Annotated in this window: 18 protein-coding genes and 1 tRNA gene; 4 read left to right on the forward strand and 15 right to left on the reverse strand. The window is 27.5% G+C overall.

The features are described from left to right. Positions 1-62: 62 nt before the first annotated feature. The 9 genes from GCL60_RS14155 to GCL60_RS14195 all read right to left on the reverse strand — a co-directional run bounded on the left by GCL60_RS14155 (position 63) and on the right by GCL60_RS14195 (position 8321). Positions 63-602, reverse strand: coding sequence for a hypothetical protein (locus GCL60_RS14155; RefSeq protein ID WP_153421331.1), 540 nt, complete (start codon positions 600-602; stop codon positions 63-65). A 70-nt stretch (positions 603-672) separates the two neighbouring features. After that, complete coding sequence (locus GCL60_RS14160) at positions 673-900, reverse strand: hypothetical protein (RefSeq protein ID WP_153421332.1); 228 nt, start codon at positions 898-900, stop codon at positions 673-675. A 334-nt stretch (positions 901-1234) separates the two neighbouring features. Continuing rightward, positions 1235-2422 carry a response regulator gene (locus GCL60_RS14165; RefSeq protein WP_153421333.1) on the reverse strand — a complete coding sequence of 396 codons (1188 nt, stop codon included), beginning with the start codon at positions 2420-2422 and terminating at the stop codon, positions 1235-1237. A 225-nt stretch (positions 2423-2647) separates the two neighbouring features. Further along, a tRNA-Asn gene (locus GCL60_RS14170) sits at positions 2648-2722 on the reverse strand. A gap of 123 nt (positions 2723-2845) precedes the next feature. Further along, positions 2846-3508, reverse strand: coding sequence for an NrtR DNA-binding winged helix domain-containing protein (locus GCL60_RS14175; protein ID WP_153421334.1), 663 nt, complete (start codon positions 3506-3508; stop codon positions 2846-2848). Positions 3509-3514: 6 nt separating this feature from the next. Further along, entirely contained in the window at positions 3515-4969 is a 1455-nt protein-coding gene (locus GCL60_RS14180; protein WP_153421335.1) for a DUF4340 domain-containing protein, read from the reverse strand. Continuing rightward, on the reverse strand, positions 4966-6612 hold the full coding sequence (locus tag GCL60_RS14185; protein WP_153421336.1) for a Gldg family protein: 1647 nt from the start codon (positions 6610-6612) through the stop codon (positions 4966-4968). The genes GCL60_RS14180 and GCL60_RS14185 overlap by 4 nt, the downstream gene beginning before the upstream one ends. A gap of 3 nt (positions 6613-6615) precedes the next feature. Continuing rightward, positions 6616-7344, reverse strand: coding sequence for an ABC transporter permease (locus tag GCL60_RS14190; protein WP_153421337.1), 729 nt, complete (start codon positions 7342-7344; stop codon positions 6616-6618). Further along, positions 7341-8321, reverse strand: a complete 981-nt coding sequence (locus GCL60_RS14195) for an ABC transporter ATP-binding protein (protein WP_153421338.1) — start codon at positions 8319-8321, stop codon at positions 7341-7343. The genes GCL60_RS14190 and GCL60_RS14195 overlap by 4 nt, the downstream gene beginning before the upstream one ends. A gap of 176 nt (positions 8322-8497) precedes the next feature. Between GCL60_RS14195 and GCL60_RS14200 the strand changes: the two genes are divergently transcribed. The 3 genes from GCL60_RS14200 (at position 8498) to GCL60_RS14210 (ending at position 10561) form a co-directional block, all read left to right on the forward strand. Beyond that, positions 8498-8995: a response regulator gene (locus GCL60_RS14200; protein ID WP_153421339.1), complete on the forward strand. Its 498-nt coding sequence runs from the start codon at positions 8498-8500 to the stop codon at positions 8993-8995. Positions 8996-9001: 6 nt separating this feature from the next. Beyond that, complete coding sequence (locus GCL60_RS14205) at positions 9002-9787, forward strand: amino acid kinase family protein (protein WP_153421340.1); 786 nt, start codon at positions 9002-9004, stop codon at positions 9785-9787. 69 nt (positions 9788-9856) lie between these two features. Continuing rightward, on the forward strand, positions 9857-10561 hold the full coding sequence (locus tag GCL60_RS14210) for an NAD-dependent epimerase/dehydratase family protein (RefSeq protein WP_153421341.1): 705 nt from the start codon (positions 9857-9859) through the stop codon (positions 10559-10561). An 11-nt stretch (positions 10562-10572) separates the two neighbouring features. Here the strand turns inward: GCL60_RS14210 and GCL60_RS14215 are convergent, their stop codons facing one another. Next, complete coding sequence (locus GCL60_RS14215; protein WP_153421342.1) at positions 10573-11040, reverse strand: monooxygenase family protein; 468 nt, start codon at positions 11038-11040, stop codon at positions 10573-10575. 301 nt (positions 11041-11341) lie between these two features. Between GCL60_RS14215 and GCL60_RS14220 the strand changes: the two genes are divergently transcribed. Next, the gene (locus GCL60_RS14220) at positions 11342-12550 is read left to right on the forward strand and encodes an MFS transporter (RefSeq protein ID WP_153421343.1); all 1209 of its coding nucleotides are present in this window, start codon (positions 11342-11344) and stop codon (positions 12548-12550) included. Between the two features lie 81 nt (positions 12551-12631). Here GCL60_RS14220 and GCL60_RS14225 read toward each other — a convergent pair whose 3' ends face one another. The 5 genes from GCL60_RS14225 to GCL60_RS14245 are packed head-to-tail and all read right to left on the reverse strand — an operon-like array spanning position 12632 to position 17359. Beyond that, entirely contained in the window at positions 12632-13984 is a 1353-nt protein-coding gene (locus tag GCL60_RS14225) for a sensor histidine kinase (protein WP_153421344.1), read from the reverse strand. Then, positions 13962-14723, reverse strand: a complete 762-nt coding sequence (locus tag GCL60_RS14230) for a GNAT family N-acetyltransferase (RefSeq protein ID WP_153421345.1) — start codon at positions 14721-14723, stop codon at positions 13962-13964. Before GCL60_RS14230 ends, GCL60_RS14225 begins: the two co-directional genes overlap by 23 nt. After that, positions 14720-16243: an ABC transporter substrate-binding protein gene (locus GCL60_RS14235; RefSeq protein ID WP_153421346.1), complete on the reverse strand. Its 1524-nt coding sequence runs from the start codon at positions 16241-16243 to the stop codon at positions 14720-14722. The genes GCL60_RS14230 and GCL60_RS14235 overlap by 4 nt, the downstream gene beginning before the upstream one ends. 21 nt (positions 16244-16264) lie before the next feature. Next, positions 16265-16432, reverse strand: a complete 168-nt coding sequence (locus tag GCL60_RS14240) for a hypothetical protein (protein ID WP_153421347.1) — start codon at positions 16430-16432, stop codon at positions 16265-16267. Between the two features lie 15 nt (positions 16433-16447). Further along, a complete protein-coding gene (locus GCL60_RS14245) occupies positions 16448-17359 on the reverse strand; it encodes a hypothetical protein (protein ID WP_153421348.1) in 912 nt (303 codons plus the stop codon). Positions 17360-17765 lie beyond the last annotated feature (406 nt).

The following is a 17765-nucleotide window of genomic DNA, read 5'->3' on the forward strand; positions in this document are numbered from 1 at the left end:
TTAGCTTTTGTTTTTATCACTCTAATAAATTTGAATGATAAAAACGTTTTCATTATTTCTTATTATTTATGTGTTCCATAATAATTCTTTTCAAGATTGAGTTCATCAACTACTAATCTTGCAATATCATTAATAATCGATATATTTACTGTAAATGTTGTACTTTTATTAATTTCAATTGAATTATTTATTGAATAAACACCAGTCATAATAGCTGATATTATTAAATGAGTATAATTTGTTTTTATTGTTTTTAGATTAAATAAGGAAAGATATGAATTTAATGCACTGTCTACTGATGCATGTTGTTTAGGGCTATACATAAGCCAACATTCTTGATTATCATCCACCCATTTTTTTAATTTACTTGGCGGTAAAGAATTGTATTTTTGAGCATACATTACATCAGTAACTATTTTTGTTTTTCTAAAATAATTATATTTGTATAATTCGCTATAATTATGTCCTGAATTACCTAATGATTTTATATTTACTATTTTAAAATTTTGATATTCTGGAAAATATCCTACAAATTTATCCGTAGGAATTACATTAGTATCAATTGTATAGCCACCTTTATAGTATGTAACACAAAGTGACATGAGATCTTTTATTGTAATATAATATTTAACTCTATTCGTATAATCTAACTTTGCTTCTAAAAGCAATGAGTCAATAATTTTTAATTCCTTTTACTTTTACAAATTGATATTTCTTAAAGACAAAAGAATAAAATTTTTCATATTCATCTAAACACCAAAAATAAACAGTAGTTTGTATTTTATTTTTTTGTAATAAATTAAGCATTTTTATCACACCACTTACATCATGATTTTTCGCCTCTAAGGAGTATATTTCTGAAGAAGGTGGACCTATCCAAATATAGTTAATTATCGTCATATCATCTTCTTTACTAAGTTAAGAAAAAAATTATTTTTGGTAATATTTATCTATATTTATACTTATTAAATATAATTATTGACAAAATTAAACATTAAATTAGCATGAAATGATTAAATTTCAATTAAAATTTTTGTCATATTTTAAATTATTTATTTAATAATTAATTAAATTGTTACATAAAAATTATAACTATATTTTAAATAATAAAAACAAAACAAATGAATTACAAATTATTTATTTTTTTAATTATGAAATTTCCTAAATTTGACAAAAACGGATATATGCCTTACTTATTCTAGATTAAGAGGTTCAATGCTATGGAAAAAAATACTTATCCCGCTCTGGATGTCTTCATGACCGACTGATTTGTAATATTTTTCTGCTGCTTTAACTGAAAAGAAAGTATGGCTTCAAAAAGCCTTTTAGATAAACTAGGGCTTTCAAATTCGACCCCTAAACACCATTCTCCAGACTCCGAGCTCGTCCACGCAACTTTTCCAGTCATCGATTGAATTCTATCCCCCAGCTCTTTTTCTGTCATTTTTTTCTTTGTTACCGCAGACAATGTAGATAATGCGGGGGCATTTTTTTGTGAGGTTTTACTTTTCGGAGCTTCAGAAACTACCGACTTCCCTGTTCCTTTTTTCTTTGGAGAGTCTTCTGAAAGCAAATTGTTTTCATTTTCCATTTCATTTGAAACAAAAACAACCTTAGTCATTTCAACCATTTTTCCATTTTCAATATCTGATGGGGAAGGTAATTTTAAAATAACAGAACTACCTGAAGATATAAATTCCATGCTTGCTAATAAATGATTCCAATCCGTTAAACCTGTTTTATTGTTCTTACTTGGTTTCAACTTAACACCACTCAATGAACAATCCTCAACAACTCCACAAAAATAAATAGGAATCGACTTTTGAATTTCTTTTTTGGTAGCTATTTTCTTAACTACTTTACCACCTTTTGGAGACTTTTTATCTAAATCTTTGGATGCTTCTTTTTTTAGTTTTTGTGGAGTTATAATTTGCTGATAGGCTTCCAAGCTTTCATTTTCTAAAATAATCTCTGCAAATACAGGTAAATTACAAGCAATTCTTTTTTGCGTTCTAATTTTACCATCACAAAACCTTTGCACAACAGCAATAACCACTTCGGGATTTACTGGTTTTTTTAGCCAACTTTGGCAGTCAGGATACTGTTTTAGCGTTGTTTCAATAGAAGAAGACACTTCTGGGCGATCAAAAGCAGTGATAAGAACAGGGGTGCTATAAAGCTTTTTTAGCCGTGCCGCAGTTTGGGCTCCATCAGCATCAGGCAAGTCGTAATCAATCACATAAGCATCTACGCCCTCATTATTTTTTGCTATCTCTAGAGCCTCTGCAGAGGTTCTAGCGACAAGAACTTGAACTCCTGGATAGTGATCCTTAAAAACCTCGCTTGTCATCACTAAACTGGCTTTACTCGCATCTGCAATTAAAATTTTTTTCACTTTATTCTCCCAGGAATGCCTTTGCACTTCAAAAAGACTCAGATCTTTCCATTAAGGATTATAAACTTGAAATAAGGGGTCTTAAGAGACTAAAAAGGGAGTTATAAGCAGTTAAATGACAGAGGCAAAAAGAACCTTCCAAAATGAAGTTAAATGCTTTAACTGAGCAAAATAAATTCATATCCGCTTTTGATATTTTAAGTATTGATTTTACTAAATAAAGGGAGTTTTAAGATGAGGCGATGATACAAATGGCTCCCCAGGGGTGGATTGAACACCCGACCAAGTGATTAACAGTCACTTGCTCTACCACTGAGCTACTGAGGAACTTCTTTGTGAAAGTGTGTCTACATAATCAATGAAGAGAGGTCAAGTCGATTTGAAAAAAATTTTATACTTTTTTTACGTCAGCTCGTTATGCTATATTTTAAACAAGAAAATGCCTTATATTTAAGGAATAAGCCCTTCAGCCCCAAGAATATCGCTCTTTTCCCAAGCAAACTCCCATTTATGAACACGTTGCTGGCCTGTCACAAGGGGACGTAAAATATCGAGACGTTTTAAACGACGGTGAAAGTTTCCTGGATCAATCTCCTGATTGGAAAGCATACCTACAAGCAAACGAAGATCTTGGATAGAAAAAACTTGAGACAAGAGCTCAAAAGTAAAAGTTGTATTTTTTACCCACAAAGGCACTTGGTTAAGACATTCTCTCAAAAAAAGCCTGCTATCTGGAGCTAAAATGGAATCTTGAGAAAAAAGATTCTCTGCATCAAGCCAAATCCCTTTTGCATTTGCGGAAAACTCTTGTGGAAGAGCAATCGCACGAACAATTGCTATGCTTTGAACTTGTTCAAAAAGAAGATCTCGATCATAGACATCAACAATACGATCTTTACAACGAGCTGAGTTAAACCAAGTTTCTAAATCGGCCAAATGGGAACTTGAAAGAAGATCACTTAAAATACGACGCGTTCCACCATGCAAATGCAGATCTTGCTTAAGAGAAATACTTGGAAAAGTCTGTCTTTCACTCATAGGATCTTTGGTAACCAAAACACGAAGACTGTCGCTAACCGCGGCAATAGGTATCAAAAAAAGTTCTGTTTTCAAGAAAGGTCACTCCATCTGTTTTTTAACTGATGTATTTGAAGGATCACCAACTGAATAGAGCTGGGCAAGTAGAGAGAGCCACCCAGCTTCTACGATGTAAACAGTGGGTGAATCAGACCTTTTTAAATACACATTTTTTTCATTTTTTGGAACCCTATTGCCAACAATTATTTTTATAGGCTTCAAATTAGAAGATTCATTAAATTCAAATGAAAAAACTTTGAGTGGTTTTGTGATTCCAAAACTGTTTAATTGATCGTTGGTAGGGTTCAATATCATGTCATCTGCTGTCATAAATTCCCAATTTGAAAAAAAGGAAAAGGCATCTTGATTTGGAGTTTCAGAGACAGAAGGCTGCTGTGTTGTAGAAGAAACTTTATACCAATTATTGTCTTTTTTAACAAAAGAAAGAGAGTTCGATAAAGTTATTTTTGAAATATTATCTAAAGATACATTTAACATTACTGAACGATTTTTAAAATATTTCTCTTTAGGAACAAGCTCTGGCCATAGCTCCAAATTTATCTTTGCAATGGCGCCGTCTTTAATAAAAGTATAAATACCCTCTTTCGTAATACCTAATTTAAATGTTTGTAAGATATGTCCAGGAGATTCCGCAAATGTTACAGTTGCAATTGGGTTTTTTAAATTTAATTTCTCAATTAAATTATCATTCACTTCTGAACGTTCATAAATTTTTTGCGCAAGCAAACCTTGATAACGTGACAAATAATCAGAAATAAAATTAGCATCACCTGGCCAAGCCGTTGGTTCTACTACTTTCCATGAATTATTTTCCTTTACAGCTGTTATGACTTCTCCATTATATTTTATATTTATATTGTTAACTGTATTGCCTTTAAAATCAGAAACTCTCTTAGTCCGGAAGTCGGCTAATACTTTATTAGATATCAATTCAGCAAAACTACTATCTACAACCAATAATTTATTTTTTGCTGGGTTTTTTGCGTAAATAGAAGAAGGAGCAACAATTCCACTTATTTTATTACCAAGTTCTAAGCCACTCCCTAATAATAATACAGACTCTTTATGGGATTTATTTTCTATTGTTATTGAAGCGTTTGGATTTTCTAATCCATAGGGAGCCAATAATTTTTGATCATTTGCAGATAATAAATTTTCTGTATTTGCGATTTCTTGCTGAGTTTTAAGTTGCTGAACAGCTGCAAGAATATTATTTGCCGCATCTTGATCAGCAGACAATTCAACAGGAGCGATAAGTTTCCATGGATCTTCATTTGTACTTCTTACAAAATTAAAAATTCCATTTTTATTTTTTATTTTAAAACCTAAGACATCCTTTGTCTCAAAGTAAATAGCATAAGAAGCTTCTTTTGTGCGCTCTTCTTTTTTTTGAGTATAATAGTTGTCACCATAATAAATAGCCGTAAGACCTGCTATAGCAAAAAGACCCAATGCTACTTTCGTTGAGAACTTCATGCAGATCTCCTTCTCATCCAAATAAAGAAGCCAGCCAAAGCAGTCGATATTGGTAAAAATCCAGCAAAAAGTAACAACCAAGCGGATGGATTACGAGTTAAATTAAATTGCTTAGGCGTAAAATCTTTTGCAGGAATGGATACTAATTCCTGATCTTGATACAAATGCGCAACAGTTATAGGAAGAAGTTCTTCGCTAATTGGTACCGCTTTTGAATATGGCCCCACAATGCTAAAACCATAAATAACAACTTCTGATTTATCTTTAGCAGGATCAGTCACTTTAGTTGCTACTTTATCTAAAGCAAAATTTGAAATTCCTGTTACCTCTACATCAACCGCTAAAGGCCATGCTTTATTTGCATCAAAACCTATATCAGGAGCTAATTGAAATGGTGAATTTAGATCTATTCTATTTCTAGCTTCAGGAGTTAAAGTAATAGGTGCTGCACTATAAGCAGAAATAAGAACAGTTGAATTTGTTTTAATTGATGAGTTGTTATTTGAATTGATTATTGAAATAGGACGAGCACCATCCACAGGCATAACACCTTGAACACCGTAAACTTGAGCAATCACTCTAGTTATAGGAGATTCCATATTAAAGTTACTTCCAATTACTGGAGGACGCGATAAATTTTGTTTTTGAATTTGCTGCCCTATTGGAGTATTTATATTTAAAGTTAACAAAGTAGGATCTAGTTTAATATTTAACATAGAATAAAGTTTGTCTAATCCTTGTTCACGATATGGATTCACAATAAGAACAAGACGTCCTCCATTCGCAATAAAAGTTTGTAAAATACCTTGAACTTGCTCCGAATAGGCAATGTTATTATCACCAGCAATTAAAACCCTTGCTTCAACAGGTAAATTACCTTGCTTAATATTCCACTCTTTTACTTCATAAGCTTTAGAACGAAGTGAAGAAACGATATCCGAATAATTTTTCTCAATATTTCCTTCTGAATTAATGGAAGGTTCTCCACTTCCAGACAAGAAATAAACAACTTTCTTAAAGCGAACTAAATTTATAATTGCATTTGTTAATCTACTTTCTGTAATTGCGCCATCAAGTTCACTTTTATTAGAATCTGTTAATAAAATTAAACGTGCGTATCCAGATGGTTGAATTTTTTGCAACATTGCTTTATCTGATAAATTCAATGCACCAACATTTGTTATATATTTAGAACGCTTTGCAAATATATTTATTAAATCAGTACTATTATCACAATAATTATCTGTAGGATTTGCAGATGGAATACAAATAATTTCTACAGGTTTTGATAATGAGTCTAAAAATTTATATGATTCATCGCTTAGAGAATTTATTTTGTTTGTTGTTAAATCAAACGTTTTTGAAAAATTATTTTTATTTAGAACAACAGCACCCATAATAATAATTCCAACACCAATAACACTTGATATTACTGCTTGTGCAAAATATTTAGGCGCATAAACTTCATGCTCTTTATTTTTTTCGCCAAAAGGAGAAATAAGATATAAAATAATAAGTCCTGACAAGGAAATTAAAATAATAGGTAGTGGTTTTGAAATGACATATAAGTATTGCCACATTAATAAAACAATTAAAGCAACAAAAATAGCTCCAATTGAAAATTCAAGTTTATGCTTTTTCATGATTTATAATCTCCACTTTTTGCTTTCCATAACGAAACGACAAAGTAATAAAAAGACTAAAATAATTGCAAAATATGTTGCAAGTGACCCTGTCTTTATTAAACCTCTAGTGAAATCAGAACTAAGCTCTAATAAATTTACGCTTTTTCTATACCAATCAGGAATACCTGTTATAAAACCAGATAATATAAAAATTAAAATAAAAAAAGTGGAACCCAAATAACTCAAAACTGGATTTTTTGTTAGTGAACTTATAAATAAACCAATAGAAATAATAGCTGCACTATTTAAAATTAATCCAAGCCAACCTGTTATTAATACCTTTAAATCGGGTTGAGTAAAAATAAAGGTATAAAGTGGATAAATTAACATTAAAGTAATAATAGTTGCAAAATAAAACATAATTCCTAAAAACTTACCAGCCACTATTTCCCAAGTTGAAATAGGTGCTGCTGAATGCAAGCGATATGTTCCATTTCCAAGATCTTCACTTATTGCTCTCATTGTAAAAGCAGGAATAATAAATATATTAATATAATTTAAAAATCCGAGAACTTGTCCAAAAATATCTGCTACAGGATCTATGGATTGCCCACGCACTAATAAAAGATTTACAATGATAAAAAATACGACACCTGATATAAGAAAAATGATACATGCGGCTATCCATCCAAGTGGAGTACCAAAAAAACCTTTAAAATCTCTTTCAGCAATATATAATGCTGCACTCATAAAAGTTCTCCTGTAGGCGAAATTTGAATTTGATGATGTCCTGGTTGAGAACGAATTACTTCAAAAAATAATTCTTCTAATCCTTCTTTTTTTTCTTCAATACCAATTAACGGAAAATTTTCATGAACAATTTGTTCTGTAACGTTAGCAATACTTTCATTGTTACTTTCACTCCAAAATTCATTTCCAAATTCAACTAATATAGAATTCATTTTTTGGGATAGAGGTTTTGCAGAACGAACATAATTTCTTTGCTGAAACCAATGCAATGCATTTTCTGCTTTTGATGCAAAAGTATACAAATAAAATAATGGTTTTGAGGAGTCATTTTGAATTGAAGTTTTAGCCGCAATATGTCCTTGATTGATAATTACCACTTCATCACATGTTGCTTGTACTTCAGATAAAATATGGGAACTTAAAATAACCGTTCTTTCTTTTGCAAGTTTTTTAATTAATGTACGAATATGTAAAATTTGATTTGGATCGAGCCCTTCTGTTGGTTCATCTAAAATTAAAACATTTGGTCTATGAACAAGCGCGGCACATAAAGCAACACGTTGTCTATAACCTTTAGAAAGATTCCCAATTATTCTATTTGAAACATCTGTAACATCACATTCTTCAATAACACGCTCAACTTCACTTGAACGAATTTTAGAAGGAATGTTACGCAATTTTGCAACATAAGTAACAAAATCTTTTACTTTCATTTCTTTGTATAAGGGTGGATTATCTGGCAAATACCCAACTTGTTCCTTTACTTCTTTTGATTGTTGAACAACATCAAAACCACATATTTTTACGGTACCTGCACTCGGTCCAAGTAAACCTGCTAAAATGTCCATTGTTGTTGATTTACCTGATCCATTTGGTCCTAAAAATCCACAAATACGTCCCGATCCAACAGAAAAATTTAAACTATGTAATATTTTTCGATCCCCAAAAAGCTTAACAAGTCCTGTTACCTCAATCATTTTGGCCTCCTCAAACGCCCTATATTGGATTCAAAATGCGATATACGGCAAAATTGCACCGTCAAATTGCCAATATCTTAATGTGTAAGAAGAATATTAGCAAATTCAAGACAATCAGTAACGAATCCGATTAAAAATCGACTTAGAATTGAATTTGAACAGAAAGGCCCGTAGCCATGCGCAAAAGAAAATTTGGGGATCAGACCTTTGCTAAAAGGGTTGCAGAGCTAAATCGTAAAGCGATGGCACATGAACACATTGTTAATTTAGATGCCTACAGAGCCGCTTCAAGAAGACCTGAAGCAAAAACAATCCTTGTTGTTGATGACGAACCTGTTATGAGAAATGCAATAAAAAGAATTTTTGAAAAAGAAAATTATAGAGTTCTTATAGCAAAAGATGCAATGGAACTTTCCAAAATTATAGAAGATACAAAATTAGATCTTATTTTATTAGATATTCAATTACCATGGGTTGATGGTTATGAGTTGTGTGCATTATTAAAGTCACATCCTCTCTTAAAAAATTTGCCTGTAGCATTTGTTTCTGGCAATAAAACAGAAGAGGATATTCGTAAAGGTTTCGACGCAGGTTGTGATGAATACATCACAAAACCATTTGAAGTTGAAGCTATTCAAAAAATGGTGAGCCAATTATTACTAAAATCGAGTTAGGGAAAAATGGACAGCAATAAAAATGGAATCGTTTTAAAATTTGGGGGGGCTTCTGTAAGTTCCCCCGAAGCTTTCTCTTCTATCGCAGATATTATTCTTCATCGTAAAAAAAAATACAGTAGAGTAATCGTTGTTGTCAGTGCAATGGGTGATACAACAGATGAATTGATTTCTCTTGCTAATAAAGTAAACCCTAACCCTCCTCGTAGAGAATTAGACATGTTACTTTCCGTTGGCGAACGAATTAGTATCGCCCTTTTAGCAATGGCATTAGCTGCTAAAGGAACAGAGGCTCTTAGTTTTACAGGAAGTCAGTCTGGTATTATAACAACAAATGATCATGCTAATGCAAAAATAGTAAATGTGAAACCACATCGCCTGATTCCTCATTTAAATAAGGATAAAATTGTTATTGTGGCTGGATTTCAGGGAATGAGTTTAGAAGGAGAAATAACTACTTTAGGACGTGGCGGTTCTGACACAACTGCTGTTGCTTTAGCTGTTTCTTTAGAAGCTGAAAAAGTAGAGTTTTTTAAAGATGTCCTAGGTATTTATGATAAAGATCCAAAAATTTATCAAAATGCAAATTTATTAAAAGAACTTAGTTATAAAGAGGCATTTGAAATCATGGATAAAGGAGCTCAGGTTTTACATTCAAGATGCGTTCGTCTTGCAGAAAAAAACTCGTTACCTTTAAAAGTTCTTCCTTTTTCACGATTTTTAGAAGAAGACCTTGGCACAATCATCCAAGACACGGTAAGATCTAAAAAAAGCATCTCTTATGAAGATTGAAGTGTTAAGATCTTAAATATTTTTTTAAAGATAAATTTAAAAAATTTTGATTGATTGGAGAGAATAAATATGAAAAATATTATAATAGTAGGCGGTAGTGGCTTACTTGGCGGTAACATTCTTTCCATTCTTTCAGAAAAAAAAGATATTTCAGTTATAAGTTTAGTTAGAAAAAAAAACGATGATACAAAATCATCATCCATAAATGAAGTTATCTTCAATTTTGATGACGAAAATGAATACAAAAAAATAGGTAGTGAAATTCCATGCCATATTTTTATATGCTGTTTAGGTACGACAATAAGAAAAGCGAAATCCTTTGAAAGTTTTATTAAAGTAGATAAAGAATATCCTATTAATTTTTTAGAGCATCTTAAAGTAAATTCACCAAATGCCCTTTTTGTTTTTACTTCTAGTATTGGTGTTTCAAATCCAAGAGGTTATTACTTAACAGCTAAATCTGAAGTAGAAAAAGCCATTACAAAGAGTTTAATTCATTATATTATAGTAAGACCAAGTATCTTATTAGGAAAAAGAAAAGAGCTTAGAATTGCTGAAACAATTGGTGGGATAGTTTTAAATAAAGTTGACAATTTTTTTAAAAAACTAAATTTTAGTGAAGAATTTTCATTTAGTAAATACGCACCTATTGAAGCAAAACAAGTAGCTCATACGATGGTTTACCATGCCCTAAATTTTGATAGATCATTACCAGGTATGATTTTAGAAGGAGACAGTTTAAAATTTAATGAAAATGAAGAGAAAAATAGTTAAATTTAAAAATTCTATTTATTTAATCTTTTATTAAAGTTTTCTGTTGAATGTGATATTTCAGAAAGTTGGCCAACAGCTCCTAGTCCAAATAAAGACATACCAACATATATATTTTCTGCTTTATTAGGATCAATTTCATAAGTTTCATGCCAAATACCAATATTTTTATCTTTATAATATTTCCGCATGTATTGTATCCATGTTTCTTTATGTGAAAAATTAGAATTATTTGCAAAATTATTTATATGTTCTATTGATTTCCAATAGGATAAGTAAAGAGTTGTAAACGGTTTAAAAGAAATAAAGTTTTCACCCCATAATAAACCAGAGTCTTTATTCATATTTAACTCATTTTGAAGTTTTGACATTTTCCTTGAAATAAATGGTAATTTCCAAAATGATTTTAAAGAACGACATTGTACACCTACTAAAAATAAAGCAATTGGTTCTTCAATTTTAGAAGTTTTTCTAGAAATCATTTAATCTCCTTATTATTGTTAAAATGTAATATGAATGTATATATTCTTAACACAATCTTAATTTGACTTTATATATTATAAAATTTATACTTATATGTTATATCATTTATTATATATAACATATCTTAAAATAATTATTAATGGTGTTTTAATGAAAATTTTTAGACTCTTCAAAATTATATGGAATTATTATATAAACTATCCTTATTAAATTCTTCACAAAATGAATTCTATGTCAAAATATCATTAGCCTAAATTTTATTATATCATTTATATTATTATTCCTAAAAAAAGAGACTTTATGCTTAAAAAACATGCGAACCTTTTTGTCACATTCCTAATCATTTTTGAAATTTGTGTTTATCTTGCGGACGATATGATTATGCCTGCCATGATAAATGTAGTTAAAGATTTTTCCGTAAGCGAATCGTTTGTGCCAAGCGGTCTGAGTGCCTTTATCTTAGGTGGAGCCTTGCTACCTTTAATTTTAGGACCTTTATCCGATCGCCACGGTAGAAGAAACTATATTTTATCTGGAGTCATATTATTTGTTACTTCATGCATTTTAAATGGATTTACAAATTCTATTGGACAATTTTTATTTACTCGGTTTTTTCAAGGTATGGGTGCTGGTTTTATTGGAGTAATTGGCTATGCAATTGTTCAAGAAAAATTTGATGAAAAAAAAGCTGTAAAAATCACTTCTTTCATGACAACAATTTCATGTTTAGTCCCCGTAATAGGACCCTTTATTGGAAGTATTTACATAAGTTATTTCCACTGGAGAACAATAAATATCAATATTGGTATTATTGCATTAATCTCTTTAATTGGGCTTTATTTTTATTTTCCAAAAGACACTAAAAGTGTTTCAAGTAATTATCATTCGAAAAATTTTTTTAAAGAAATGAAAGATAATTATATTAAATTATTTAAAAATAAGCATTTCATGGCTGGGACCTTTGCATATGGCTTCATTGAATTACCTTTTTATGCATGGGTCTCAATTGCACCCATTATTTTATTTGAAAAGTCAAAAGTTACAAATATAGAATACGGAGTTTATCAAATTCCAATATTTGGATCATATGTAATTGGACTAATTCTTTTACAGCAATATGTTGAAAGAGTTTCTTTAAAAAAAATAATAATATTTGGAAGTTCTTTCTCAATTTTAGGATTGATTTTAAGTTTTATTTTACCATTTATTTATGGAGAAAATTTCCTTTATTTAATTTTATCCTATTCTATATACACATTCGGTGCTGCTATTATAAGTGCTCCATTATATAGAATTGTTTTATTTTCAAGCTCAGTTGGTTTAGGAACGGTTGCCGCTATTAAGAGCTCAATATTAATGATTGTTACAGCAATGGGAACTCAATCAATGTCATTTGTTTATCAAAATCAAAGTAATATATCATTTGGATTATTTGGAGTTTTAATGTCTTTATTATATATTATTTTTCTTAGTTATTTTTTCAAAATAGGCCCAAGAAAAAAGCTATAATAAAAGTTTTAAATTTATATAAATTTAACCATATAAAAATAGGGAAATTAGAAACTATTAATTTTTATAACAATAATTGTATTAATTTTGTTCGTAAATATTAAAACATGGAATACGAAAAATAAATTCTGTACCTGTTTTAAAATTTGAAAAAAAGAATATTTCGCCGTGATGTGATTTAATTATTTTATGACAAATATATAATCCTAATCCAGTACCATTTTTTTTATTTTTTGTATAAAACATTTCAAATATTTTTTTTCTTTCACTTTCTGGAATGTAACTGCCATCATTTTTGATAGATACTTCAATATACTCTCTGTTATCTAAAGTTATATTATTTGTTTTTATCCATATTTTTCCTCGATATTTATTTGCCTCCAATGCATTAGATATTATGTTTATCAAAACTCTCTTTATTTTAATTTTATCGATAAAAACATTTTTACAATGTTTAAAATCTTTTGATATACATTTTATATCTTCAAAAATTTCAGTTACAACCTCTTTAGCAAGAATAGATAATTCAACTTCTTCAATATTTAATAAATTAGGTTTTCCAATTTCCATTACATCACTAATTAAAGAATCTACATAAGAAATATTTTTATTTAATTCTTCTACAATACAATTATGCATTAAATCACTTTTAGAGGATTTATTCATATTATTTAAAAACATCATTTTTAACAAATTAAAAGGCTTTTTGATATCATGAGCAATCATTTGAGTAAGTTGCCCTAATAATACCTGTGATTTCATATCCTCACGTTCTTTAAATATTTTATTAAATTCATAAATTATTTTATTTATATTATTATAAATATGAATAATTTCTTGATTTTTTTTAACTGAATTCGGAATATAAGTAAATGATGGTGAAGATGGATTTATTTTACCAATATTTGAAATCAATTCGTATATAGGTTTATTTTTTTTATACACATAAAAAGAATTTGTGACACTAAACATTATTGAAATCGTAATGATAGTAAATATTATTTTTAAAACAATATTGTTTCTTTCCGATAAATACCTTATTTTAAAGCAGTAATTTATTTCTCCAATTTTTTCGTTTTCATAATAAATAATTTCTTTATTTACATTATATTCACAATGGCTATTATTTAATTTATTTTCTGAATGAAAAAATATTAATTTTTCATTGTCAATAATTTGAATAAAATCTGAGTTTTTTGTAATAAAAGCTTCAGAAGATAAAGACATAACCGCAGGAATATTTTTTATTTTAATCGGCAGTGAAATACTTTTTGCTAATTGATTCGCACTGATTTTATAAGAATTAGAAATAATATAATTAAATTCATTTATACAAAATAAAACATATATAGAAAAAGAAATTATTCCTAAAATTATAGGAAATAGAAAAATTGATAAATTAATATTTTTTTTATTTTGTTTCAAAATATTCATATATTTTCGATATATCTATTATATTATGACTTCCTAAAAATTCAAATCCTAATTTTGGAAGAACAGAATTACTCAATGAATTATTTAATTGTGTTTGTATAAATATCTTTTTATTTCTATATTTTCTAAGAAGATAAATTAATAATTCTTTTGATAATCCTAATTTTTGAAAATCAGGGAGTATGCCTAGATTAAAAATATAATAGTCATATTCATTGCATTCTATAATAGTTATAGTTCCACAAACTTCTTTTTTATAATATGCTATAAATGATTTGCTATAATGCTCTAAACTAATATCATAGAGCAACTTACATAATCTCTTCCTTGATTTTTCATTTAAATTAAATGATTTGTCTACTACTTGAGTAAAAAAATCTAAATCATCTGTAGAAATTATTTCAAATTCTTCAATTTGATTGTCGTAGGAAAATATATTATTGATGTAAAAATAACAACCATTATATATTGAATAATTTTTATACTGATCGGTAAAACTAAATAAATATCCATTATTATTGTTATTTAATTTAAAGTAATTATAAAATTCTTTTGTAATTTCATGAGTTATTACTAAATTATTTTCTAAATGAAAAATTGTATTCCAAAGAAACATATTTTCAAATTCAGGATTAGAAAATAAATTAAAATTTTCATTAATATCAAAATTATTTAAATATTTCTTAATTAATTTGAAATATATTTCTACTGATCTTTTTAATAATAAAGTATTTTTCACTGAATAATTTCCTCATTATTCATTGTAAATGATATTAATGGAATAGAATAAGCATAATGAAGTCCTGGTTGTAAATTTATGAACTTATTTGAGTAAATTCCAAAAACTTTTGGGTGAAATAGAGGGAATACAGTAGCTAAACTCAAAATATGATTATCAAGATACCTTGCACTCTTCTCTTTTTCAACCATATTAGTAGATTTATCAAGCTTATTATAAATTTCAGCAAACAATAAATCTTTTGGATCACCAAAAGTTAATTCAGTATTAGGATTAAAATGTCCCCAGAAATTTAAATTTGTTTCACCTTCGAACCAAATAATAATTGCATCTACTTTATTATTCTCCCATCGTTTAAAAGTTTTTAAAATTGGTGAAATATTAACTTTCAAATTAATTTCACTTTTTAACTCATTAAAATATTCTTTTAGACAATTCTCTGAACCTATATTCATAACAATATCTATTTTATAAGAACTATTTCTTTTTTCCGTAATATTAATTTTTTTATTTTTATAAATGTAATTAAATAATAATTCATTAGATTTATCAACTTCATTTTTAAAACCTGGAAGTCCTTTAGGAATAATACTAAATGCTCTTGTATTTCCAGGGTAGCATTTATCTCTTAATTTTTCTAAATTAAGACTTGCTAAAAAATTTATTCTATCGTCTTTATTTTTAAAATTATTTTTTGCATTTAACGCAATTACATAAACTCTTGTAGAGTATAACTCTTTATATTTTGCAATATTTTTTACTAAAATTATTTCTTTTTCGTCTAAATTATAAAAAAATAAATCGTCGAATTCTCTATTTATAAAACCCCTTATAGCTTCTGATTTTTCAATTTTAAAATAATATATTGCTTTATCAGGTATATTGGGATTTTTTCCTTTTATAAATCGGCTTAAAAAAACTTTATTATCTATTATTTTATCAACTTTAAAATCTCCTAATCCAATTTTTGGATCTCTATTTGATTTTAGTATACTCAAACGCTGATCTGTTAATTTACTTATAAAATTTATATCCTGATATCTTAATTTGATTTGGAATTTTAAATTATTTAAAGGATCTAGTATAAAACCATTAATTGATGGCGATTTTTTATTATAAAAATCCATAGCGCCCTCAATAGAAAATAATTGTTCATGATTTTCTATTTTATTTTCTAAATAAAATAGAAAATTACTAAGAACAGTTTTTGAATCTAAAATTGAATTATCATGAAATGTCATTTTTTTAAGTGTAAAATAATAATTTAATCCGTCATTAGATACAGTAAAATTGTCAATTAAATTTTGTCTTGGAATATTAAATTGATCCATTTTAAATAAAGTTGAATGAATTTGAATCGCTAAAGAAACACTAAATACATCCTTTAAAAAAGCAATATCTTTTAAATTTAGAACTTCAGGAATAGGTCTATTATACGTTAAAGAAAATATAGAATTATTAAATGATAATAAAATTAACACAGTAATTATTCTAAGAGTATATTTTACTTTTATTTTCATAAAATTTCCTATTTTTAAATACTATTGTGTGGCTACTGCAGCAATTTCTAATTCAATATCTTTATTAATATCTATGTTTTTTATTAACTCATTTATTAACAATTTTTCTTCATTATTTAAATTTTTATTATTGTATTTTTCAAAGGAAATTAATACAATTAAAAAAATTATTAAATTTTGGTTCTTCATTTTTATACCCTTAAATTAAATATTGTTATAAGAATAGATTTCTGTGATTATAATTTCACCTAAATTTGTAAATTTACAATTTTTTAGTAAAGAGTTTAAGTTTTTTTCTAATTGCATTTTGAATTTATCTCTTTTAATTTCAAAAATTTTGAAATCTTCAAAATAAATAATATTTCTTATATTATTTAAGTTATTTAAAAAATAAATCATATAGGTTAATGCAATTGCTGAATGCAATGATTTGATAGCAGGTCTATCAGCATTTTTTGCCCCAGAAAATATAAGTTGATTATAAGAAGATAATATAATCCGATCTGCTGTTAAATAATGCATTAAAACTTGGTGTCCAATTTCATGAACAATGTCTACTGCAAGATTGATACAGTCTATAATACTATTTGAATTTGAAGCTCTAAAAATAATTGCTCCTTTTAAAAAGTGAGTACTCATTGCTTTAATATTTTTTATTTCAGGTTCCAAAAAATAAACTTTTTTTACTAATAAATTATATAAATTTTTTATCCAAGGACATATTATTGATATTATTTCTAACGATTTTTCGAACATGTTTTTAAATTTAAATGTTATTTTTTCATTATTTTCTAATCTAAAATAATTTACTGGTATACCGAAATATTTTTCGAATTTAATTTTATTTTCTTCTTCAATAGATATATTAAAAAATATTTTATTTATTAACATTATATTATTTTCTGAATCTTCAATTATAGATTTATTATTTTTATTTATTAATTGAATAAATCTCTCTTCGCTTAAAGCAGGTATCATCCAAGGATCATAATTTTTATAATTTAACTCTAAACTTTCATTAAATTTTAAAAGAATTTTAGAAAAAACATTTTCCGAAATTATCTTTATTTTCGGTATGCAATTTTCAGATATAGTCCAATTTTGATATAAAATCATATTATACTAATTCCTTTATTTTAAAAAAAATAATAATCAATATTTATATTTTGTTGATTATTATATTTTAATAAAACCCTTATACACAATAGAATAATAATATCAACTTTTAAATTTGATTAAAATATTAATTAAAATTTGGTATGCTATTTATTTTTTATTAGAGCTTAAATTTTAAAGTTTAATATTTTGTTACTAATTACAAAATATATATTACCAATTAATAAGAAAGAGCTAAAGACAAAGAAATATTAAATCCAAGATGCTATTTCTAACGTGTTATCATTTTACCAAGCTTTTTATACAATGCTCAATTTTTAGGCGATTTGTAATTTATTTTCAAACTCTATTCTAATTCCAAGTAAATGGACATTATATATTTATAACCTAATATAGAAAATTATTA

It is taken from the genome of Silvanigrella paludirubra (assembly GCF_009208775.1).
Classification (GTDB): Bacteria; Bdellovibrionota_B; Oligoflexia; order Silvanigrellales; family Silvanigrellaceae; genus Silvanigrella; species Silvanigrella paludirubra.